We start from the raw sequence: 21,745 nt of genomic DNA, 5'->3' as shown, positions 1-21,745 counted from the left end.
AGTATTTGGTGCCGATATGGTCATTATATGCACCGTTATTTATAATTTTTTAAACACCACCGCTTGACATCGGCCTTAACGGCGGGCTTTTATGGTGTTGTTGATTACAATTTGATAACAAGGGTGTTCCATATACTAGACACCCTTGCCAATGGCAATCGTAAAGTCGGGGTTTAACATGGACAGTATCAAGGGCTGGATGGAGAGCAATCGCATCACGGAAGTGGAGTGCCTGTTTCCGGATTTCACCGGTAATGCCCGAGGCAAGATCATTCCAGCCAACAAATTTTTGCGCGAAGGGGGCATGCGGCTGCCCGAGGTCATCTTCACCCAGACGGTGACCGGCGAGTACCCGGATGACGACAGCATGATAGACCCGCTGGAGCGGGACATGCAGCTCTACCCGGACCCCAACACCATTCGTTTCGTGCCCTGGGCGCTGGAGCCGACCGCTCAGGTGATCCACGACTGTTTCGACATCAATGGCAATCTTATCGACATAGCGCCGCGCTCCGTGCTGCGTCGGGTCCTGTCATTTTATGAGAAGCAGGGCTGGAAGCCGGTGGTAGCCCCCGAGCTCGAATTCTACCTGGTCAAGCGCAACGAAGACCCCGACTATCCACTGGTACCGCCCATTGGCCGCAATGGCCGCCCGGAGACGGCCCGCCAGTCGTTCAGCATCGATGCGGTCAACGAATTCGACCCCATCTTCGAGGACATGTACGACTACTGCGAGGCGCAGGAACTGGAAGTGGACACCCTTATCCACGAATCCGGCGCCGCCCAGATGGAGATCAACTTTTTGCACGGCGATGCCATCGATCTGGCCGATCAGGTGTTCCTGTTCAAGCGCACCATGCGGGAAGCGGCCCACCGTCACGGCATCTATGCCACCTTTATGGCCAAGCCGATGAGCGACGAACCGGGCTCCGCCATGCACATCCACCAGAGCCTGGAAGATGTGAACGGTCGCAACCTGTTTGGTACGGACAATGGCGGCAATACCGAGCAGTTCATGCACTTCATCGCCGGTCTGCAGAAATACACACCAGCCGTGACTGCCTTGCTGGCGCCGAACGTCAACTCCTATCGTCGGCTCACCTTTGGCGAGAGCGCGCCGCGCAACGTGCAGTGGGGTGTAGAGAACCGCACCTGTGGCTTGCGGGTGCCCTTCTCCGATGCCAGTGCCCGCCGGGTAGAGAACCGTTTTGCAGGCGCCGATGCCAACCCCTATCTGGCGCTGGCTGCGACCCTGGCCTGCGGCTACCTCGGCATGATGGAAAAGCTGGAGCCGCTGCCGGAAATGAAGTCGAGCGCCTATGACCTGCCTTACAGTCTGCCCCGTTCGCTGGAAGAGGCCCTGAGCCATCTTGAGCAGTGCGAGCCCATCAAGGAGATGCTGGGGGAGCGTTTCATCCGCGCCTTCGTGGCTGTCAAGCGCAAGGAGTACGAGACCTACTTCGGGGTGATCAGCCGCTGGGAACGGGAGTTCCTGCTGCTGAACGTGTGATTCCGGGGGCGTGCCAGCCCTTACTGCGGGGGAGGCCAGACCCGGCCTCTCCTGTCCTTGTATCGAAGACACCAGAAAGCGAGCCAGGTGGCAGCATGCCACCTGAGAGTGGCAGTGACTGAAATAGCGCCTGCCACCCGGATTGATTGACGAAAGAGTCCCGCTTAAATCGAAGGAACCGAGGAGCAAATACAATGCAGCACACGACACGTGAGTGGCAGCAACTGGATGCCAGCCACCACCTGCATCCCTTTACCGATTTTCAGGCGCTGAACCAGAAGGGCAGCCGCATCATCACCAGGGCCGAAGGCATCTATCTGGAAGACTCCGACGGACGTCGCATTCTGGACGGCATGGCGGGACTCTGGTGCGTCAACATGGGCTACGGTCGTCAGGAGCTGGTGGAGGCAGCCACCAAACAGATGCAGCAACTGCCCTACTACAACCTTTTCTTCCAGACCGCACACCCTCCTGTGATCGAGTTGGCGACCCTGCTGGCCGAGGTGACTCCGCCCCATCTCAATCATGTCTTCTTCACCGGTTCTGGCTCCGAGTGCAACGATACGGTGCTGCGCATGGTCCGCCACTACTGGGCCAGCAAGGGGCAGCCGGACAAGCAGGTGATCATCAGCCGCCACAACGCCTATCACGGCTCCACCGTGGCGGGTGCCAGTCTGGGTGGCATGAAGGGCATGCACGCCCAGGGCGGCCTGCCCATTCCCGGCATAGTGCACATCGATCAGCCCTATCACTTCGGTGAGGGGCAGGGAATGAGTGCCCACGAGTTTGGTCTGGAGCGTGCCCGCCAGCTGGAGCAGAAGATCCTGGAACTGGGGGTCGACAAGGTGGCCGCCTTCATCGGCGAGCCCATCCAGGGCGCCGGCGGCGTCATCATTCCGCCCGACAGCTACTGGCCCGAGATCCAGCGTATCTGCGATCACTACGGCATCCTGCTCATTGCCGACGAGGTGATCTGCGGCTTTGGCCGTACCGGCCACTGGTTCGCCAGCGAGGGATTCGGCATCAAGCCGGACCTCATGTGCCTGGCCAAGGGCATCACCTCCGGCTATCTGCCCATGGGGGCCGTGATGGTGGGGGATCGCGTTGCCAGGGTGCTGGTGGAGGAGGGCGGCGAATTCAACCACGGCTTCACCTATTCCGGTCATCCGGTGGCCTGCGCCGTCGCCATTGCCAACATTAAGCTTATGCAAAGCGAAAGCATAGTTAAGCGAATTCATGATACTATCGGCCCCTATTTGCAGCGCCGCTGGCGCGAACTGGCAGACCATCCGCTGGTGGGCGAAACCCGTGGCAAAGGCCTGGTGGCCGCGCTGGAAATAGTGCAGGACAAGCAGACCAACAGCCGCTTCCCGGCTGGGCTGCAAGCCGGCATGACCTGCCGGGAATTCTGCTTTAACAATGGCTTGGTGATGCGGGCGGTCGGCGATACCATGATCATATCGCCCCCCTTGGTCATCACCGAGGAACAGGTGGATGAATTGGTCAATCTGGCCAGGCTCAGTCTGGATCTGACGGCTGCAAAGCTGAAAGGATAGGCGGGGGCTGGGCAGGTTGGCTTGCGCATATAATTTGCTTAGGAGACAAGGACGATGTCTTTCAAAACGGGAATGATTGCCGCTTCTGTGGCGCTGGTCATGGCAAGTACCGGGGCGATGGCCGACGAGAAGGTGTTGCACGTCTATAACTGGAGCGACTATATCGCGCCGGAGACCCTGGAAAACTTCCAGAAAGAGACGGGCATCAAGGTGGTATACGACGTATTCGACAGCAACGAGGTGCTGGAAGCCAAGTTGCTGGCGGGCAGTTCAGGTTACGACATAGTCGTGCCGTCCAACCCCTTCCTGGCCAAGCAAATCAAGGCGGGCGTGTTCCAGAAACTGGACAAGTCCAAACTCTCCAATTGGCAAAATATGGATGCCGACCTGTTGAAGGCGCTCGAACCGAGTGACCCGGGCAACCAGTACTCCATTCCTTACCTGTGGGGCACCATCGGCTATGCCTACAACGCCGAGAAGGTAAAAGCCGTGTTGGGCAAGGATGCGCCGGTCAACTCCTGGGATCTGGTGTTCAAACCGGAGAACATGGCCAAGTTGAAGGAGTGCGGTGTCTCCTTCCTCGACTCACCGACCGAAATGCTGCCGGCCGCCCTGCAATATCTGGGCTTCAAACCGGATAGCCAGAAGCCGGACGAGTTGAAGCAGGCAGAGGCACTGTTCCTCTCCATCCGCCCCTATACCGCCTATTTCCACTCCTCCAAGTACATCTCGGATCTGGCCAACGGCAACCTCTGCGTCGCGGTCGGCTATTCCGGTGACTTGCAGCAGTCCAAGGCGCGGGCGGCGGAAGCCAACAACGGCGTGGCGCTGACCTACACCATTCCGAAAGAGGGGGCGGGCAGCTTCTTTGACATGATCGCCATTCCGGCTGATGCCAAGAATGCGGAGGCGGCTCACACCTTCATCAACTACCTGATGAAGCCTGAGGTCATCGCCAGCATCACCAACTTTGTGCAGTTCCCGAATGGCAACAAGGCCGCGACGCCCCTGGTGGATGAGGCTATCCGTACCGACCCGGGTATCTACCCCAACGCCGAGACGCTGCAGAAGATCTATACCTTCCCGGATCTGCCGGCCAAGGTGCAGCGTCTGATGACCCGCAGCTGGACCAAGATCAAGTCTGGCAAGTAAGTGACGAGTACCCCTCCCGGTCTGCAGTTCGGCCGGGAGGGTGGTGACAACCCGACAGGTTGAACGGCGCGTATGGATGCGCAGCTGGCATACCAAAACAGATGAGGACTGATACGTGCACACAACCAAGACAGTGACTATGACCCTGGCCCTGGGGTTGGCAAGCCTGGCTCATGCCGCCCCCGTGGTTCATTTCTACAACTGGTCCGATTATATCGGTGAAACCACCCTCAGCGATTTCCAGCAGGCGACCGGGATCAAGACCGTCTATGACGTGTTTGACTCCAACGAGACCCTGGAAGGCAAGTTGCTGACCGGACGCACTGGTTACGATCTGGTGGTGCCTTCCAACAACTTCCTGGCCAAGCAGATCACGGCAGGCGCATTCCAGAAGCTGGATCCCGCCCTGCTGCCCAATCTGGTCAACCTGGATCCCGTCTTGCTCAAGCAGCTCGACAAGGTGGATCCGGGTCACCAATACGCAGTCCCCTACCTGTGGGGAACCAACGGCATCGGTTACAACGTCGACAAGATCAAGGATGTGCTGGGAGTCGACAAGATTGACTCCTGGGCTGTGATTTTCGAACCGGAAAATATGCAGAAGCTGTCCCGTTGCGGTGTCGCCTTCCTCGACTCGGCGGACGAGATGATCCCGGCCGTGCTCAACTACCTCGGACTCGATCCCAACAGTCATAAACCGGAAGATATCAAGCGTGCCGAGGAACAGTTGCTGAAGGTGCGGCCCTATGTGACCTATTTTCACTCCTCCAAGTACATAGGCGATCTCGCTAATGGCGACATCTGTGTCGCGGCGGGCTTCTCCGGCGATATATTGCAGGCAGCGGCCCGTGCCGACGAGGCGGGCAAGGGGATCAATATTGCCTACAGCATCCCGAAAGAGGGGGGCAATCTCTGGTTTGACATGATGGCTATCCCGGCGGATGCCACCAATGTGAAAGAGGCGCATGCCCTCATCAACTATGTGCTCCAGCCCGAAGTGATCGCCAAGGTCAGCAACTATGTGGGCTATGCGAATCCCAATGCCAAGGCGGGAGAGTACATGGACGAGAGCGTGCGAGATGACGAGTCAGTCTATCCACCCCAGGCGGTGCTGGAACGGCTCTATGTGCAGCAAGCGCATCCCCGGGCGGTGCAGCGTCTGATCACCCGGAGTTGGACCAAGATCAAGTCCGGAACCTAACCTTGGCGCCCACCCCGGGGCGCCAGATTGTTTTATGGATCGGCCAAAGGCCGGTATCACGTTTGGGAGTTTGGTAATGGCGATAGCCTCCAGTGCCTACAAGAAAGCCCTCGAGGGCAACCAGCAGCGCAAAGAAGTGCTGGTCAAAATAGATCGGGTAAGCAAGCAGTTCGATGAAACGCTGGCGGTCGATAACGTGTCCCTCAACATCCACAAGGGGGAGATCTTCGCCTTGCTGGGAGGTTCCGGCTCCGGCAAATCGACCCTGCTGCGGATGCTGGCGGGATTCGAGCGCCCCACAGAGGGGCGACTGTTCCTCGATGGCGTCGACATCACCGATATGCCGCCTTATGAACGTCCCATCAACATGATGTTTCAGTCCTATGCCCTGTTCCCCCACATGACGGTGGCGCAGAATATCGCCTTTGGCCTCAAGCAGGATGGCCTGCCCAAGGCGGAGGTGGATGCGCGGGTGGAAGAGATGCTCAAGCTGGTGCAGATGGCCCAGTATGCGCGCCGCAAGCCGCATCAGCTCTCCGGTGGTCAGCGCCAGCGGGTCGCTCTGGCTCGTTCCCTGGCCAAGCGCCCCAAGCTGTTGCTGCTGGACGAACCCATGGGGGCGCTGGACAAGAAGCTGCGTTCACAGATGCAACTGGAGCTGGTGGAGATCATAGAGCGGGTCGGCGTAACCTGCGTCATGGTGACCCATGATCAGGAAGAGGCCATGACCATGGCCGAGCGGATCGCCATCATGCACCTGGGCTGCATCGAGCAGATAGGCAGCCCGATGGATATCTACGAAACCCCGGCTAGTCGGCTGGTGTGCGAGTTCATCGGCAACGTCAACCTGTTTGACGGCCTGCTGGTGGAGGATGAGCAGGACCACGCCACCATCGCCTGTGCCGATCTGGAACAGCCCATCTACGTGGGCCACGGCATCAGCTCCCGGGCCGAGAACAAGAAGGTGACCTACGCGCTGCGGCCGGAAAAACTGCTGATGAGTACCCAGAAACCGACAGAGATCGAACATCCGGACTTCAACTGGACCAAGGGTGAGGTCTATGACATCGCCTATCTGGGTGGTCACTCGGTTTATCATATCCAGCTGCCCTCGGGCAAAATCGTTCAGGCTTTCATCGCCAATGCCGAACGCCACGGCAAGCGGCCAACCTGGGATGACCAGGTGTTCCTCTATTGGGAAGATGACAGCGGCGTGGTGCTGCAATCATGAAGGCATTGAGACGACTGAAGCGACTGGGTGGGCGCCAGCTGGTGATCGGCATTCCGTTCTTCTGGCTGTTCCTCTTCTTCCTGCTGCCCTTCATCATAGTGGTGAAGATCAGCTTCGCCGAAGCGGACGTGGCGATCCCGCCTTATACCGACGTGGTGAGCTGGGCCGACAATCAGCTCACCATACTGCTCAACCTGGGCAACTACCTGTTGCTGCAGGAGGATGAGCTCTACATAGCTGCCTATATTGGCTCCCTCAAGATAGCCTTCATCAGCACAGTGCTCTGTCTGCTGATCGGCTATCCCATGGCCTACACCATAGCGCGCGCCAACAAGGAGACCCAGACGGTCTTGTTGTTGCTCATCATGATGCCAACCTGGACCGCCATTCTGATCCGGGTCTACGCCTGGATGGGGATCCTCAGCAACAACGGCCTGCTAAACAGCCTGTTGATGGGCATAGGCCTCATCGACGAACCGCTGCAGATCCTCAACACCAACCTGGCTGTCTACATCGGCATCGTTTACTCCTACCTGCCGTTCATGGTGCTGCCGCTCTATGCCAATCTGGTCAAGCATGACCAGAGTCTGCTGGAGGCAGCCTCCGATCTCGGTGCCCGCAACCTGACACGCTTCTGGCGGATCACTGTGCCCCTCTCCAAGAACGGCATCATTGCCGGCTGCATGCTGGTGTTTATCCCGGTCGTGGGTGAGTTCGTGATCCCGGAGCTGCTTGGTGGCCCGGAGACCCTGATGATCGGCAAGGTGCTGTGGCAGGAGTTCTTCAACAACCGCGACTGGCCGGTAGCCTCTGCCCTGGCGGTAGTGATGCTGGCGGTGCTGATAGTCCCCATCATCCTGTTTAACCGCAACCAGGCTAAGGAATTGGAGGGCAAGGTATGAAGAAGGAACTGCTGATAGTCCCTCTGTCCTCCCTGTTCAATTGCAACCAGGCTAAAGAGCTGGAGGGCAAGGTATGAAACGTTTCGGTTTTGCCAAGATGATGCTATGGCTGGGGTTGCTGTTTATCTACCTGCCCATGGTCATCATGGTGATCTACTCCTTCAACTCCTCCAAGCTGGTGACGGTGTGGGGAGGCTGGTCCCTCAAGTGGTACTTCGGCCTGCTCGATAACAAGCAGCTGATTGGATCCGTGCTGCGCTCGCTGGAGATAGCGCTCTACACTGCGGTTGCTGCCGTGGCGCTGGGGACTGTGGCCGCCTTCGTGCTGACCCGGATCCCGCACTTCCGTGGCCGGACCCTGTTCGGTGGCATGGTGACGGCACCCCTAGTGATGCCCGAAGTGATCACGGGTCTGTCGCTGTTGCTGCTGTTCGTCGCCATGGCGCAACTGGTGGGCTGGCCTGCCGAGCGTGGCATGCTGACCATCTGGATTGCGCATACCACTTTCTGTACCGCTTATGTGGCGATCGTGGTGTCGGCGCGACTGCGGGAGCTGGATCTCTCCATCGAGGAGGCGGCCATGGACCTGGGAGCCAAGCCCTGGAAGGTGTTCTTCCTGATCACCATCCCCATGATTGCCCCTTCGCTGGCGGCGGGCGGCATGATGTCGTTTGCCCTGTCGCTGGATGATCTGGTGCTGGCGAGCTTTGTCTCGGGGCCGGGCGCGACCACCTTGCCGATGGAAGTTTTCTCGGCAGTGCGGCTCGGGGTGAAACCCGAGATCAACGCTGTGGCCAGCCTGATCCTGCTGTCAGTGTCGCTGTTCACCTTCAGCAGCTGGTATCTGATGGCCAGGGCGGAAAAACGTCGCCGCGCCGAGATCGCCATGACTACCCAGATGCAGGCAGTCGCCTGACCTCGTGCTAATATCCGCATTCTCTCGTCAATCCGGAGGATGAGAATGCGGATCTCCATCTTTAGTGGCCAGGGTACCGAACTGGTACCGGGCCTGGTCAGTGCCATCAACAAGCAAGCCACGCCCATACCGCTCTGGTGCGGTTTTGGCGGCCTGGGTGGCGATGAGCAAAGTGACCCACGTCATCATGGCGGCCCGGATAGGGCGCTGCACTACTACCCTGCCGATCACTACCCCTGGTGGCACAACTGGCAAACCGCCATGGGCCTTGCTGCGCCCCGCACACCCTGGCAACCAGCCGCTTTTGGCGAGAATCTGTCCGGCCTTGGGTTGACCGAGGAGCAGGCCTGTATTGGTGATGTCTATCGGCTCGGTGAGGCGCTGATCCAGATAAGCCAGCCCAGGTCCCCTTGTTTCAAACTGAACCTGCGCTTTGGTTACCCCCAGCTCTCTCAGGTGATGCAACTCAGTGGTCGCTGTGGCTGGTTGTTGCGGGTGCTGGAGGAGGGGACTGTCGCACCGCAGGAGACGATGGAGCTGGTCGACAGACCCTATCCCGCTCTGACCGTGAAGTGCACCGCAGACATATTGTTCAACCAGGTGCGCAACGAAGCGGATCTGCTGTTGCTGCTGGAAAACCCGGCGCTATCCCCCAATTGGCGCCAGCATGCGGCCAACTGGCTGGAACATGGTGTGGTGGCTGATTGGCAGCGCCGTTTGCTGGGCCCGGCCGAATTTCAGTTTTCCTGAGGTAGGTTGGAAAAATGTCACAGCGGTGCACCCTTTCTGTGAACCCTGGGCCAAAGCGTTGAATAGTTGAACCAATGGCCATTTTTTTCCTGTCAAACGTAAAAAAGGCTTGTGTCATGTCAGGGCTTTAGGTAAATTCTCGCCCCGCAGACATCGGTGTGTAGCGCAGCTTGGTAGCGCACTTCGTTCGGGACGAAGGGGTCGGAGGTTCGAATCCTCTCACACCGACCATATTAGAAAAGGCCGCTCAATGAGCGGCCTTTTCGCATCTGGATTTTGCTGATCTTCGGTACGAAAAATATTGCTGGTTGCTGGTTGCTGGTTGCTGGTTGCTGGTTGCTGGTTGCTGGTTGTGACCGAGGCATATCGATACCGAGACAGCTTTTCTTTTCTCTTTCCTCTTTCCTCTTGTCTCTTCTTGCCGTCGTGTTGCGCAGCCATTAAAAGGGCCACCGCTCGGTGGCCCATGGGTGGAGTCTGATCCTGACTCCGGCACTCTAGATTGTGGCAATCTCGCTATGGGTCTTGTCTATGGTGCCCTCCTTGCGCGCCAGGCGCTTACTCAGATATGCCAGTGCTGATGCCGCAATGCCTTGAAGCTGTGTTGAGGTTGCAAGGCCGCGTGCTTGGGGTACTCACTAATGAAATGTTCGATTCCCTCCATCAGTTGTGAACGTAATGAAGACACGGGCTCATGCCAGGCTTGCAGGCATAAATGGCCGGGGATCAACTGCTCTTGATAATCTTCCAGCAGCTGTTCTGGCCAGGGTTCAATACCGGAATGGCGTTGCAGTAGATAATGGGCGGCGGGTTCACGGGCATAAATGAACTGAATCTGGGCCAGATCGCGTTGGCTTAGCGTTTGACTGTTTATGTGACAGGTCAAATATTTTCCCGTCTTCAGATCCAAGAAGTGACCGCGTTGCCGACAGGCTACGATGCGATACCAGGGCAGGTGCGAACAGAGGGAGTATCCCTCAAGCTCCTGTTCCAGCCAGTGGCGACACTCGGGTGTCTGCACCTCGTCGAGCATGGACTCGAGCAGTGTCAACAACGCTCTGGATGGTTTGGTGGCCAGTTTCGCACTCATCGCCTGCAATCCTCCCTCTGCACACAATCCCGAATTTCAGTATGGACCCGTGGGCGGCAGAGGGGGTAACGATTCTAATGATTAAAATCAGATTAGCAGCGTGGTTTTTATGCAATAGGTGGGGTCAGCCTACCAGATAGGTACCGGTACCGAAGGCGATGTGGGTGCCCTCTTCGTTGTGCAGTTCCATCCGGGCGACGGCGACCTTGCTGCCGGCACGGATGATGTGGGCGGTGGCGATGAACTCGTTGCCGCGACCCGGGCGCAGGTAGTCCACCCGCAGGTCTATGGTGCCGAGGCGGGAGAATCGCTCCTTGAGGTAGCTGGGGGAGAAATCTTCCAGCTCATCAATGCAGGAGGCGGCGACTATCATGCCACCGGCCACATCCAGCAGGCTGGCGGTGACGCCGCCGTGCAAGATGTTGTGGAAGGGGTTGCCGATCAGCTTGTCATCCATCTTGATACGCAGCTCCACCTTGTCGAAGTCGTAGTGGGTCACCTGCATGCCAATCAGCTTGTTGAACGGCATCCGCTCGGCGAACAGGTTGGCAATGCCACTGAGCGCCATCTTCTTCAGCATGTGTTTCATTCTCTGATACCGATCCCTGTCATCAAAGCCGAGTAAAAACTCCAGCCAGTCTGCAACACTTACTTAACAGTCGCAATGGCAGGTTTATTGTGAGCGGCGGCTGCTTTAGAATGGCGACCCCAAAGGAGAGCCCATGACCGTCATTGCCGAAACCTTGCCCGATACCCCTCTTGCCCTGTTGCAGGCGGTATTCGGCTACCAGCAATTTCGGCCGGGCCAGCTGGAGATCATCGAGCAGATAGTGGCGGGACGGGATGCCATGGTGCTCAAGCCCACAGGTGGCGGCAAGTCACTCTGCTTCCAGATCCCGGCGCTGCTGCGACCCGGGCTGGGCGTAGTGGTCTCCCCGCTTATCTCGCTGATGAAGGATCAGGTGGACAGCCTGCGCGCCAACGGTGTGGCGGCCATCTACATCAACTCGGCCCTGAGCCGGGAGGAGATGATCCAGAACTTTGCCGCCATGCGTCGCGGCGAGATTAAGCTGCTCTACGTCTCCCCCGAGCGCTTGTTGCAGCACGAGTTCATGGATCGGCTGGCGGAGCTGCCACTCGGCCTGTTCGCCATCGACGAGGCCCACTGCGTCTCTCAGTGGGGCCACGATTTTCGGCCGGAATACGCGGCGCTCGGGCGGCTCAAGCAGTGGTTCCCCCAGGTGCCCGTGGTGGCGCTCACCGCCACCGCTGACGAGGCGACCCGCAGCGACATGCTGCACCGGTTGGAGCTCAACGATCCCTTCATCCATACCGCCAGCTTTGACAGGCCCAATATCCGTTACAGCCTGGTGGAGAAGTTCAAGGCGGCGGAGCAGCTGCTGCGCTATGTGCAGAGCCAGAAGGGCAACTGCGGCATCGTCTACTGTTCCAGCCGCAATCGGGTGGAGGAGGTGGCCGAGCGCCTCTCCCGCCACGGCAGCAAGGCCGCGCCCTACCACGCCGGTCTGCCCCTGGCCCAGCGCCAGCAGACCCAAGATGACTTCCTCAAGGATGACATCGAGATAGTGGTGGCGACGGTGGCGTTCGGCATGGGGATCGACAAGCCCAACGTGCGCTTCGTGGTGCACTACGACATCCCCAAGAACATCGAATCCTACTATCAGGAGACCGGCCGGGCCGGCCGTGACGGTACCCCGGCCGAGGCGCTGCTGCTGTACGATCCCGCCGACATAGGCCGGGTGCGGCGCCTGCTCGACAACATAGAAAACCCCCAGCAGTTGCAGGTTGAGCAGTACAAGCTCAACGTGATGGCGGCCTTTGCCGAGGCGCAGACCTGTCGTCGTCAGGTGCTGCTCAACTACTTCGGCGAGTACAACGACAAGCCGTGCGGCAATTGCGACATCTGTCTGGATCCGCCCAAGAGCTACGACGGCACCGAAGATGCCCAGAAGGCGCTCTCCTGCGTCTGGCGGGTGGGTCAGAACTTCGGGGTGGGCTATGTGGTGGAAGTGCTGCGCGGCTCTCTCAACCAGCGTATCAAGGATCACGGCCACGACAAGCTGTCGACCTACGGCATCGGCAAGGATCAGAGCCACGAGTACTGGATGAGCGTGATCCGCCAGCTGATCCACAAGGGGCTGCTGACCCAGAACATCACCCGCAATCTGGTGCTGCAGCTGACTGAGGCGTCCCGCCCCGTGCTGCGTGGCGAGATGAAGCTGGAACTGGCGGTGCCACGGCTGCAACCCATCTCCAGTCGCAAGGAGAAGCGCAACGGCCTGCTGGACAACGCCAACTACGACAAACGGTTGTTCAAGGAGCTGCGCGGCCTGCGCAAGCAGATCGCCGAAGACGAAGAGGTGCCGCCCTACGTGGTGTTCAACGATGCGACCCTGGTGGAGATGGCTCAGCTGATGCCGATGACCGAGGCTGAGATGCTCGCCATCAACGGCGTCGGGCATCGCAAGCTGGAGCGCTTCGGCGAAGCCTTTATGGACCTTATCATCGACTACTGCCAGCGGTAGGCAATGACTCCAACCTCCCCCCTCAAAAGGGCGGGAGGGGAGGCGAAATTTTTCACCTCCAACTCTGGGCAAGATGAGGGCCGGGGTCGTCTGGGTAAGGCGGGTTATTTCAAGCTGGCATAGAAGGCAGCCAGATTTTCCATGTCTGCTTCGGTCAAGGGGGCCATAAAAGGTACCATCAAGGGCTCCTGGCGGCTGCCATCCTTGAAGGCTTTCAACTGTTTCACCAGATAGGCGGCATTCTGGCCGGCTAGATGGGGATAGTTGGGGATCAGTGCCTTGCCTTCTACCCCGTGACAGGCAGCACAGACCGCCGCCTTGGCCTTGCCCGCTTCGATATCGGCGGCCTTGGCCAGATGTCCCCAAGCCAGTGCCAGCAGCGGCAGGGCATACACCCATCTTTGCATCTTCTTCTCCTTGAAATGAAATAGCGCAATCGCCCGTTAGCCGAACTCGGCCGACGGCGGTATAAAGAGTGACACGAGCATACGCAGGGACGAATCGCACCACCATGAAGCTGATCAACACTTTTGCCACTGAATTGCCCTGGGCTTGTGAGCCTGTCGTCCCCCAGCCACTGCGTGAACCCAGGTTGCTGCATCTCAATCGTGGCCTGCTGGCCGAGCTGGGGCTGGATGGTGTCAGTGACACTGACTGGCTTGCCTGTTGTGGACTGGGGCAGCCGCTGTCTGGCATGCAGCCTGTGGCACAAGTCTATGCGGGCCATCAGTTTGGTGGTTACAGCCCGCGCCTCGGTGATGGCCGCGCCCTGTTGCTGGGGGAGCAACTGGCCACCGATGGCCAGCGCTGGGATCTGCATCTGAAAGGGGCTGGCAAGACGCCCTTCTCCCGCTTCGGTGACGGCCGAGCCGTGCTGCGATCCTGCATCCGCGAGTATCTTGCCTCAGAGGCGCTCCATGCCCTCGGTATCCCTACCACCCGCGCACTGGTGCTGGTGGGCAGCAAGGAGCCTGTCTACCGGGAGCAGGAAGAGACGGGCGCAACCGTGTTGCGTACCGCGCCCAGCCATCTGCGCTTCGGTCACATCGAATATTTTGCCTGGAGTGGTCAGGGGGAGAAGATCCCGGCTCTTATCGACTATCTGCTGCGTTACCACTTCCCCGAACTGGAAAACGGCGCCGAGCTGTTTGCCGAAGTCGTGCGCCGCACGGCACGACTCATCGCCAAGTGGCAGGCGGCGGGTTTCTGCCACGGTGTGCTCAATACCGACAACATGTCCCTGCTCGGACTGACCCTGGATTACGGTCCCTACGGTTTCATCGATGCCTATGTGCCGGATTTTGTCTGCAACCACTCGGATCCGGATGGTCGCTATGCACTGGATCAGCAACCGGCGGTGGGTTACTGGAATCTGCAAAAGCTAGCTCAGGCGCTGGCCGGGCATGTCGACGGCGACGCCCTGGCCACCTCGCTGGCCCAGTACGAACATCAGCTGATGCTGCACTATTCCGAGCTGATGCGGGCCAAGCTTGGGCTGACGCAGTGGGAGGAGGAAGATCCCGCCCTGTTCCGCCAGCTGTTCCAGCTGCTGGCGAGCCAGGGGGTGGATTATCACCTCTTCCTGCGCCGCCTGGGTGAGGTGACAGGGAAGGGGGAGTGTCCTGTCTCTCTGCTGGCCTTGCTGCCGGATCCTGCCCTCTGGCAGGGATGGCTTGAACTTTATCGGGTCAGGCTGACCCGGGAGGGGGGCGAGGATGCCGTCCGCAAGGCACAGATGGATGCCATCAATCCCAAGTACGTGCTGCGCAATGTCCTGGCCCAGCAGGCGATAGATGCCGCCGAGGGTGGGGATATGACCCCGTTCGAGCGGCTGTTTGCTGCCTTGCAGCAGCCCTATGATGAACAACCCGAGCATGCAGATCTGGCTACGCCCGTTCCCCAGTGGTATTGCGGTGGTGAGCTTTCTTGCAGTAGCTGAGGAATAAACCATGAATTGGCGCGTGAATCGCATCGAACTGGAACAAGGCGTTGTGATGCTGGATTGCCCGGGACTCTGCTGGGATACCTTTCCGGCGTTGGCCGAGGGCTTCTTGCAGGAGTGGGAGTTAGGGTTTGTCGACAAGGAGTGGGGCGCCGATCGTCACAGCTGGCGGCTGGAATTTGAAGGGAGTCAGCTCAGGCTGGAATATGAGCACTACAGCGGTTGCTGGCTGGCGGCAGTGCAGCCGGCAGATCGCGAGGTGGTGATCTGGCTTGGCCGACTGCATAAAGATTGAACTATCGGTTTGGGGCCTATGGTCTTGACCCTTAGGCGACAATGGCTGCTGGCCGAATCAGCAGCATAAAGATTGAACTATCAGTTGGGGGGCGTATAATCTCGCCCCTCAATTATCGCCAATGGTGGCGGTATGGGTTCCCTAACCCCATTAACCAAAAAGGTCACAATATGAATTTGACCCCTGCTCAGCACCGCACGGCGCTGGTGCGTCTCTCTTTGTTCCACATCCTGATCATTGCCAGCAGCAACTATCTGGTGCAGCTGCCGATCACCATTTTCGGCTTTCACACCACCTGGGGCGCCTTCAGCTTCCCGTTCATCTTCCTGGCCACCGATCTGACGGTGCGGATCTTCGGTGCCGGTCTGGCACGCAAGATTATCCAGACAGTCATGCTGCCTGCGCTGACGGTGTCCTATGTCCTCTCGGTACTGTTTTTCGAAGGCAGTTTCCAGGGGGTCGGTAATCTGGCCGAGTTCAACCTGTTCGTGGCGCGCATCGCGCTGGCCAGCTTTATGGCCTATCTGGTGGGCCAGTTCATGGATGTGGTGGTGTTCAACCGGCTGCGCCTGCTCAGGGCCTGGTGGGTGGCGCCAGCTGCCTCGACCCTGTTTGGCAATCTGGTGGATACCATCGCCTTCTTCAGCATCGCCTTCTGGCGCAGCACGGATCCCTTCATGGCCGAGCACTGGGTCGAGATCGCCACCGTGGACTATGTATTCAAGTTGCTGATAAGCCTTGGGTTGTTTGTACCGCTCTACGGTGTTTTGCTGCGTTACCTCAGCCGCAAGCTGGTGGGTGAGGCCGGATTGGCCGGTCTGCAAACGGCGACGCGCCAAGCCTGACGAGATTGACCACCCCGGCGGTGGTCAATTTTTTTGCACTTTCGGAAAATAAGGGTTGCTTAGTTAAATGAGAATGATTATTGTTAACTTGTTTTCCGGGAAAGACTTCATTCGTTCCAACGTGATGGACTTCTTGTGAAGGCACGACATTGCTCACATTGCTTCCAGTTATAGGGCCAGTTCTTCTGGCCCTCTTTTTTTGTCTTTTTTTCAGCAAGTTTCAGCCATAAAAAATGGGAGCCAAGGCTCCCATCGTCATGTTGATTTCGGCTTACTCGATATCGAGTGCCTCAGGGGAGAGGATCACCCCTGTGGTATCTGCGTAGAGATGATCATCCGGCAGGAAGGTGACGCCACCGAAGTTGACCGGCAGATCCGTCTCTCCCACGTCCTTGCTGTCGGCGCCGACCGGAATGGCCGCCAGTGCCTGGATGCCGATATCCAGATCTTCCAGGATGTCGACTTCGCGCACGCAGCCATAGCAGACGATCCCTTCCCACTCGTTCTCGGCGGCCGTGGTGGCAATGTCGCTGTCGATCAGGGCACGGCGCATGGAGCCACCGCCATCGATCAGCAGCACGCGGCCGACGCCGTTCTCTTTGACGAGCTCACGAATAAGACCGTTTGATTCGAAGCATTTCACCGTGGTGATGACGCCGCCGAAAGAGGCGCGGCCGCCGAAGGAGCAGAGCATGGGTTCGAGCACATCCACCATGTCCTGATAGATGTCGCACAGTTCTGAAGTGTTGTATTCCATTGTGTCAAATCCACCGCTGGAAACAGGTGGAACCAGTATAAGGAGTGGGACTGGCATTTCAATGAATATTCCTTGAACAACAACAGGGATAACGTTTTCTGCATAAGCTCAATGCAGTCCATCCCTTGTTTGTGAGAGGCCCATAGTGTTGATCCGTCATAAATTGATCCTGAATACCGCGCTGGTGGCCGTTGCCATGCTGGTGCTGAGCGCTCTGTTCCTCTACTCCAGCCAGGTAAGCCGCCACCTGGCTGAAGCCCAACGCAATGTGGACGGGCTCGAAATCGCCATGTTGAACCTGCGGCGTGCCGAGAAGGATTTTCTGATCCGCAAGGATCTGACCTTCGTCGAGCGCTTCAATAAAGAGTTGGCTGATTTCCACACCCTCAACCGGACTCTGAGCACAGATGACAACATCAGCGTCGTGCACGGTGAACTGGCCCGGCTGGATCAGCAGATGGGGCTCTATGGCAAGGCCTTCAACGATCTGGTGACCCAGCAGCAGACTATCGGGTTGGGGCCGGAAGATGGGCTTTATGGCCGCTTGAGAGCGGCGGTGCATCAGGTTGAAGAGGGGCTCAAACAGCTGGATCAGCAAGGGCTGCTCGTCACTATGCTGCAACTGAGACGGGCGGAGAAAGACTTCATGCTGCGCTCCGACATCCAGTATCTGGAGCGTTTCCAGACCCTGCACAAGAGCTTCCAGGATAATCTGGCAGTATTGCCGGAGGCTGACCGTGGCAAGCTGGAGCAGGCCAGCCAGCAGTACCGGCAGGACTTCGTTGCCCTGGTGCAGGGGATGCAGGTGCTGGGACTGAAAGAGGATGAGGGACTGCGCAACCAGATGCGGGATCTGGTGCATCAGACCGAGCAGGGCTTTGCGGCTGTCGGCCAGCATATCGCCGACGAGCTGGTACGGCAGACCTCCCGCCTCAACAGTCTGATGCTGGTGTGTGGCGGTGTGATCATAGTGCTGATTGGCGTCATGAGCGTACTGCTGGGCCGCAGCATAGACAGACCCATCTCGCGGGTGAATGACACAGTCAATCGCATCCGCCAGGACAATGACCTGCGCCTCAGGATTGAGTTGAAAGGGGCTGACGAGATGGCCCAGCTGGCGGGCAATCTGGACGTGATGCTGGGCGGCTTTCGCCATCTCATCGGCGACGTGAAGCAGAGCGTGCATACCCTGACCGAGGCGGCGGATCACCTCTCCAGCAACGTCAGACGCACGAGCGAAGGGGCGTCAAGGCAGTTGCAGGAGACAGATCAGGTGGCGACGGCCTCCACCGAGATGGGCTCCACCATAGAGGAGATAGCACGCAACACAGAGCAGGCTGCCAACAATGCCCAGGCGACCAACATCAAGGCGATGGAGGGGCGCACTGCGGTCGAAAACACGGTTCGCCAGATCCGCTCGCTGGCGGGCAATCTGGAGAGCTCCTCCCGCGAGGTGGCCCAGTTGCAGAAAGAGAGCGAGACCATAGGCTCTGTGCTGGACGTGATCCGCGGCATTGCCGAGCAGACCAACCTGCTGGCCCTCAATGCAGCCATAGAAGCGGCGCGGGCGGGAGATCAGGGCCGTGGCTTTGCGGTGGTGGCAGACGAAGTACGCAGCCTCGCCATCCGTACTCAGAAGTCGACCCAGGAGATCGCCGGCATCATCAGCTCGCTGCAAAAACAGACCGGCAGCATAGTGGGCATGATGGCAACCTGCCGGGAACAGGGCAACAGCAGCTCGGAGCAGGCCAGCACGGCGGGTGATCTGCTGGGGCAGATCACCCAGGATGTCACTCACATCATGGACATGAGCACCCAGATCGCTGCCGCCATCGAGCAGCAGAGCCTGGTGGCCAACGAGGTGAATCGCAACGTGACCAACATCCGTGATATCGCCCAGGAGTCGAGCCTGATGGCGGAGGAGAATGCCAAATCCAGCCATGGGTTGACCGAGCAGGCCAAGCTGCTCCACCAGGCGGTGGCCAAGTACCGGGTGTAGCTGCCTGCGCCGGGCGGGATAGTCAAAGGGAGCCATAGTGGCTCCCTTTGTTGTTTGAGGCTGGTCGTTCCTAGATGAGGAACAGGGTGGCCAACCCGAGGAAGATGAAGAAGCCGCCGGTATCCGTGATGGCGGTGATCATCACGCTGGCGCCTATTGCGGGATCCCGGCCGAGACGGGTCATGGTCATGGGAATGATGACCCCCATCAGGGCGGCGACCAGCAGGTTGATCATCATGGCCAGCGTCATCACGGCACCCAGCGCCGGATCCTGATAGAGCAGATAGGTCGCGACCCCCATGGTACCGCCCCACACCAGGCCGTTGACGAGTGCCACCCCCAGCTCACGCCACAGCAGGAAGGAGATGTTGCCCGCCTGGATATGCTGCAGTGCCAGCGCGCGGACTATCATGGTGATAGTCTGGTTGCCGGTGTTGCCACCGATCCCCGCGACGATGGGCATCAGGGCCGCCAGCGCCACCAGTTGCGAGATGGTGTGTTCGAACAAACCTATGACCCGTGACGCCACGAAGGCGGTACAGAGGTTGATGGCGAGCCAGGCCCAGCGGGTCTTGACCGCCTTGCTGACAGGGGCGAACAGGTCTTCATCTTCGCTGATACCCCCCATGCGGCGCAGGTCTGTGTCACTCTCTTCATACACCAAGTCCACCACCTCGGCGACGGTGAGGCGACCCATCAGCTTGCCCTTGGCATCCACCACGGCCGCGGAAATCAGGTCATCCCGTTCGAAGGTTCGGGCCGCCGCTTCATCGTTGTCTTCCGGGTCGAAGGTCACAGGATCCCGCTCCATGACGTTGGCGACCAGGGTATCCGGTTTGTGCAGCAGCAAAGTGGTGAGGGGCAGCTCCCCCTGCAGGCGGTTGCGCCTGTCGATGACGAACAGTTTGTCGGTGTTGACGGGGATCTTGCCGCGCAGGCGCAGGTAGCGCTGCACTGTCGCCAGGCTCACCTCGGCTCTCACCGTGATGATCTCGAAGTCCATCATGGCGCCGACTGTGTGCTTGCCGTAGCGGATCACGTCCCGTACCCGTTCGCGCTGGGGCGGGGCCATGGAGGTGAGCAGGCGGCCCATCAGGTTGCGTGGCAGGTACTGGCCCAGATAGATCTGATCGTCGATGTCGAGAGAGCGCAATGCGTGCAGCAGCGCCTTGTCGCTCATGCCGTTGATGAGGCTGTCCCACACCGTCTCCGATGCCTCGACCAGGATCTGGCCATGCTTCTCTTCATTCACCAGCTGCCACAGCGCGTGGCGCTCGTCCGGCGGCAGGGATTCCAGGGTATCGGCGACGTCGGCGGCGGGCAGTCGGTTCACCAGACGGATGATTTCGCCAGTCTGGTCGCGCTGGGCCGCATCCTGTGCCGACTGGGGGTCGAGCAGGCTGTCGGTGAGGGCATCGTCGGCCAGCAGCAGGGTGAGGATGCGCCTTCTGTCTTTTTCACGCTGTTTGGCGCTGTTCTTGACGGGGTGAGACATGAAACGGAATTCCTGAAATCGGTTGGCCGGATGACCTCCCCATAGGATACCAGACTCAAAACAGGAGGTTATGACCATGAGTGCCGTCAGACGTCATAAAAACCCGCCGCCATGATGGCGGCGGTCTGAATGGACTGGCAGATAGCGGGTTCAGGCCAGTGCGGCGGCTTGCACCCCATGGTTGGTCTGGCCGAACCAGGCGAGCTTGTCGGCCAGGGTTACCACGGATCCCACCATGATGAGAGCCGGGCTCTCGACCCCGACGGCCAGCTCCGGCAGCTGGTCGAGGGTGCCACGGATGACCCGCTGGCTAGGCTGGGTGCCGCGCTCGATCAGCGCCACCGGCGTTGTGCCCGCCTTGCCGTGAGCCGTCAGCTTCTGGCGTATGGTGGCGCACGATGAGAGTCCCATGTAAAACACCAGAGTCTGTTGATCCCGAGCCAGCAGGGGCCAGTCCAGATCCTGGGTGCCACCCTTGCCGTGGGCGGTGACGAAGCGCACGCTCTGGGCGTGATCGCGATGGGTGAGAGGAATGCCCGCATAGGCCGCGCAGCCGCTCGCCGCCGTGATCCCCGGCACCACCTGGAAGCCCACGCCGCTGCCGACCAGCGTCTCCAGCTCCTCGCCGCCCCGGCCGAAGATGAAGGGGTCTCCCCCCTTGAGCCGCACCACCCGTTGCCCCTTGCTGGCTTCTTCCAGCAACAGCTGGTTGATGCCCTCCTGGGGAACGCAGTGGTTGCCCGCCTGCTTGCCGACGAAGATACGCTTGGCATCGCGGCGCACCAGCGCCATCACCTCATCGGAGACCAGCCGGTCATAGACCACCAGGTCCGCCTGTTGCATGTGGCGCAGGGCGTGCAGGGTGAGCAGACCGGGATCCCCCGGGCCTGCACCCACCAGGATCACTTCCCCCTTGGCACCTGCATCCTCGGCAAACAGAGCGTCGGCCAGCTGGTTGGCCGATGCCTTGTCACCCCGTGCCAGCGCCTGACCGAGCCGGTCGGCGCCAAGCAGCCGCTCCCAGAACTGGCGCCTCTCTCCCATGCTGGCGAAACGGGCCTTGACCCGCGCCCGCAGGCCGCCTGCAAAGGCGGCCACGGCGCCCAGGTGCTGGGGCAGCAGGGCCTCGAGTTTTTCGCGCAGCAATCGGGCCAGCACCGGGGCCTTGCCGCCGGAGGAGATGGCCACCATCAGCGGTGAGCGGTCGATGATCGACGGCATGATGAAGCTGGATCGTTTGGGATCGTCCACCACGTTGGCGAAGATGCCCGCCTGGTTGGCGCTCTGGTAGACCAGCGCATTGACTTCGCGCCTGTCGGTGGCGGCCACCACCAGCCACTTGCCCGTCAGGTGTGCAGGCTCGAACTCGGCAGCCAGCCAGTCGATCGTCCCGCTTGTGGCCAGCGCTGCCAGTTCGGGGTCGAGTGCGGGAGAGACCACAGTCAGGCGGGCACCGGCGTCCAGCAGCAGGCGCGCCTTGCGCTCCGCCACCTCGCCGCCGCCGACCAGCAGTACGGGTTTGTTGTCGAGTCGGCAAAAGATGGGCAAGTAGTCCATG

Annotated in this window: 19 protein-coding genes and 1 tRNA gene; 14 read left to right on the top strand and 6 right to left on the bottom strand. The window is 59.5% G+C overall.

Annotation, left to right across the window (positions count from 1 at the left end):
• The first annotated feature begins 178 nt into the window (after positions 1 to 178).
• The 9 genes from ONZ54_RS21465 to ONZ54_RS21425 all read left to right on the top strand — a co-directional run bounded on the left by ONZ54_RS21465 (position 179) and on the right by ONZ54_RS21425 (position 9,449).
• Entirely contained in the window at positions 179 to 1,510 is a 1,332-nt protein-coding gene (locus ONZ54_RS21465; protein WP_021138470.1) for a glutamine synthetase family protein, read from the top strand.
• 194 nt (positions 1,511 to 1,704) lie between these two features.
• Positions 1,705 to 3,066 (top strand): aspartate aminotransferase family protein, encoded by a 1,362-nt coding sequence (locus tag ONZ54_RS21460; protein ID WP_042468411.1) that lies wholly within the window; start codon positions 1,705 to 1,707, stop codon positions 3,064 to 3,066.
• Between the two features lie 54 nt (positions 3,067 to 3,120).
• Positions 3,121 to 4,218, top strand: coding sequence for a polyamine ABC transporter substrate-binding protein (locus ONZ54_RS21455; RefSeq protein WP_034523517.1), 1,098 nt, complete (start codon positions 3,121 to 3,123; stop codon positions 4,216 to 4,218).
• 139 nt (positions 4,219 to 4,357) lie between these two features.
• Positions 4,358 to 5,419, top strand: a complete 1,062-nt coding sequence (locus ONZ54_RS21450; RefSeq protein WP_005318330.1) for a polyamine ABC transporter substrate-binding protein — start codon at positions 4,358 to 4,360, stop codon at positions 5,417 to 5,419.
• A gap of 76 nt (positions 5,420 to 5,495) precedes the next feature.
• The gene (gene potA, locus ONZ54_RS21445; protein WP_005318332.1) at positions 5,496 to 6,650 is read left to right on the top strand and encodes a polyamine ABC transporter ATP-binding protein; all 1,155 of its coding nucleotides are present in this window, start codon (positions 5,496 to 5,498) and stop codon (positions 6,648 to 6,650) included.
• The gene (locus tag ONZ54_RS21440; protein WP_005318334.1) at positions 6,647 to 7,552 is read left to right on the top strand and encodes an ABC transporter permease subunit; all 906 of its coding nucleotides are present in this window, start codon (positions 6,647 to 6,649) and stop codon (positions 7,550 to 7,552) included. The genes potA and ONZ54_RS21440 overlap by 4 nt, the downstream gene beginning before the upstream one ends.
• 73 nt (positions 7,553 to 7,625) lie before the next feature.
• Positions 7,626 to 8,468 (top strand): ABC transporter permease subunit, encoded by an 843-nt coding sequence (locus ONZ54_RS21435; protein WP_005318337.1) that lies wholly within the window; start codon positions 7,626 to 7,628, stop codon positions 8,466 to 8,468.
• A 45-nt stretch (positions 8,469 to 8,513) separates the two neighbouring features.
• Positions 8,514 to 9,218: an MOSC domain-containing protein gene (locus tag ONZ54_RS21430; protein ID WP_271787096.1), complete on the top strand. Its 705-nt coding sequence runs from the start codon at positions 8,514 to 8,516 to the stop codon at positions 9,216 to 9,218.
• Positions 9,219 to 9,372: 154 nt separating this feature from the next.
• A tRNA-Pro gene (locus ONZ54_RS21425) sits at positions 9,373 to 9,449 on the top strand.
• A 331-nt stretch (positions 9,450 to 9,780) separates the two neighbouring features.
• Here ONZ54_RS21425 and ONZ54_RS21420 read toward each other — a convergent pair.
• Together ONZ54_RS21420 and ONZ54_RS21415 are read right to left on the bottom strand one after the other, a co-directional pair.
• The gene (locus tag ONZ54_RS21420; RefSeq protein WP_271787095.1) at positions 9,781 to 10,308 is read right to left on the bottom strand and encodes an AbiTii domain-containing protein; all 528 of its coding nucleotides are present in this window, start codon (positions 10,306 to 10,308) and stop codon (positions 9,781 to 9,783) included.
• 124 nt (positions 10,309 to 10,432) lie between these two features.
• Positions 10,433 to 10,897: a thioesterase family protein gene (locus ONZ54_RS21415; protein ID WP_058395137.1), complete on the bottom strand. Its 465-nt coding sequence runs from the start codon at positions 10,895 to 10,897 to the stop codon at positions 10,433 to 10,435.
• A gap of 133 nt (positions 10,898 to 11,030) precedes the next feature.
• Here ONZ54_RS21415 and recQ point away from each other — a divergent pair, with 133 nt between their 5' ends.
• Positions 11,031 to 12,854 carry an ATP-dependent DNA helicase RecQ gene (recQ, locus tag ONZ54_RS21410; protein WP_271787094.1) on the top strand — a complete coding sequence of 608 codons (1,824 nt, stop codon included), beginning with the start codon at positions 11,031 to 11,033 and terminating at the stop codon, positions 12,852 to 12,854.
• 104 nt (positions 12,855 to 12,958) lie between these two features.
• On the opposite strand, the gene ONZ54_RS21405 is transcribed toward recQ, so the two are convergent.
• A complete protein-coding gene (locus tag ONZ54_RS21405; protein ID WP_125608323.1) occupies positions 12,959 to 13,261 on the bottom strand; it encodes a c-type cytochrome in 303 nt (100 codons plus the stop codon).
• A gap of 104 nt (positions 13,262 to 13,365) precedes the next feature.
• On the opposite strand from ONZ54_RS21405, the gene ONZ54_RS21400 reads away from it, so the two are divergent.
• From ONZ54_RS21400 to ONZ54_RS21390, 3 genes are all read left to right on the top strand, one after another.
• A complete protein-coding gene (locus ONZ54_RS21400) occupies positions 13,366 to 14,793 on the top strand; it encodes a protein adenylyltransferase SelO (RefSeq protein ID WP_271787093.1) in 1,428 nt (475 codons plus the stop codon).
• A 10-nt stretch (positions 14,794 to 14,803) separates the two neighbouring features.
• Positions 14,804 to 15,091 carry a DUF3630 family protein gene (locus ONZ54_RS21395; protein ID WP_271787092.1) on the top strand — a complete coding sequence of 96 codons (288 nt, stop codon included), beginning with the start codon at positions 14,804 to 14,806 and terminating at the stop codon, positions 15,089 to 15,091.
• 170 nt (positions 15,092 to 15,261) lie between these two features.
• On the top strand, positions 15,262 to 15,936 hold the full coding sequence (locus ONZ54_RS21390) for a 7-cyano-7-deazaguanine/7-aminomethyl-7-deazaguanine transporter (RefSeq protein WP_059111846.1): 675 nt from the start codon (positions 15,262 to 15,264) through the stop codon (positions 15,934 to 15,936).
• A 271-nt stretch (positions 15,937 to 16,207) separates the two neighbouring features.
• On the opposite strand, the gene rraA is transcribed toward ONZ54_RS21390, so the two are convergent.
• Positions 16,208 to 16,693, bottom strand: a complete 486-nt coding sequence (gene rraA, locus ONZ54_RS21385) for a ribonuclease E activity regulator RraA (RefSeq protein ID WP_005318362.1) — start codon at positions 16,691 to 16,693, stop codon at positions 16,208 to 16,210.
• Positions 16,694 to 16,838: 145 nt separating this feature from the next.
• On the opposite strand from rraA, the gene ONZ54_RS21380 reads away from it, so the two are divergent.
• Positions 16,839 to 18,692, top strand: a complete 1,854-nt coding sequence (locus tag ONZ54_RS21380) for a methyl-accepting chemotaxis protein (protein ID WP_096118930.1) — start codon at positions 16,839 to 16,841, stop codon at positions 18,690 to 18,692.
• A 70-nt stretch (positions 18,693 to 18,762) separates the two neighbouring features.
• Here ONZ54_RS21380 and mgtE read toward each other — a convergent pair whose 3' ends face one another.
• Positions 18,763 to 20,187, bottom strand: coding sequence for a magnesium transporter (gene mgtE / locus ONZ54_RS21375; RefSeq protein WP_058395131.1), 1,425 nt, complete (start codon positions 20,185 to 20,187; stop codon positions 18,763 to 18,765).
• A 150-nt stretch (positions 20,188 to 20,337) separates the two neighbouring features.
• Positions 20,338 to 21,744 carry a siroheme synthase CysG gene (gene cysG / locus ONZ54_RS21370; RefSeq protein ID WP_271787091.1) on the bottom strand — a complete coding sequence of 469 codons (1,407 nt, stop codon included), beginning with the start codon at positions 21,742 to 21,744 and terminating at the stop codon, positions 20,338 to 20,340.
• Between the last annotated feature and the right edge of the window lies 1 nt (position 21,745).

Origin of the sequence: Aeromonas salmonicida (assembly GCF_028355655.1) — a bacterium.
Classification (GTDB): domain Bacteria; phylum Pseudomonadota; class Gammaproteobacteria; order Enterobacterales; family Aeromonadaceae; genus Aeromonas; species Aeromonas salmonicida.
This window is presented reverse-complemented; position numbering and strand designations above follow the sequence as displayed.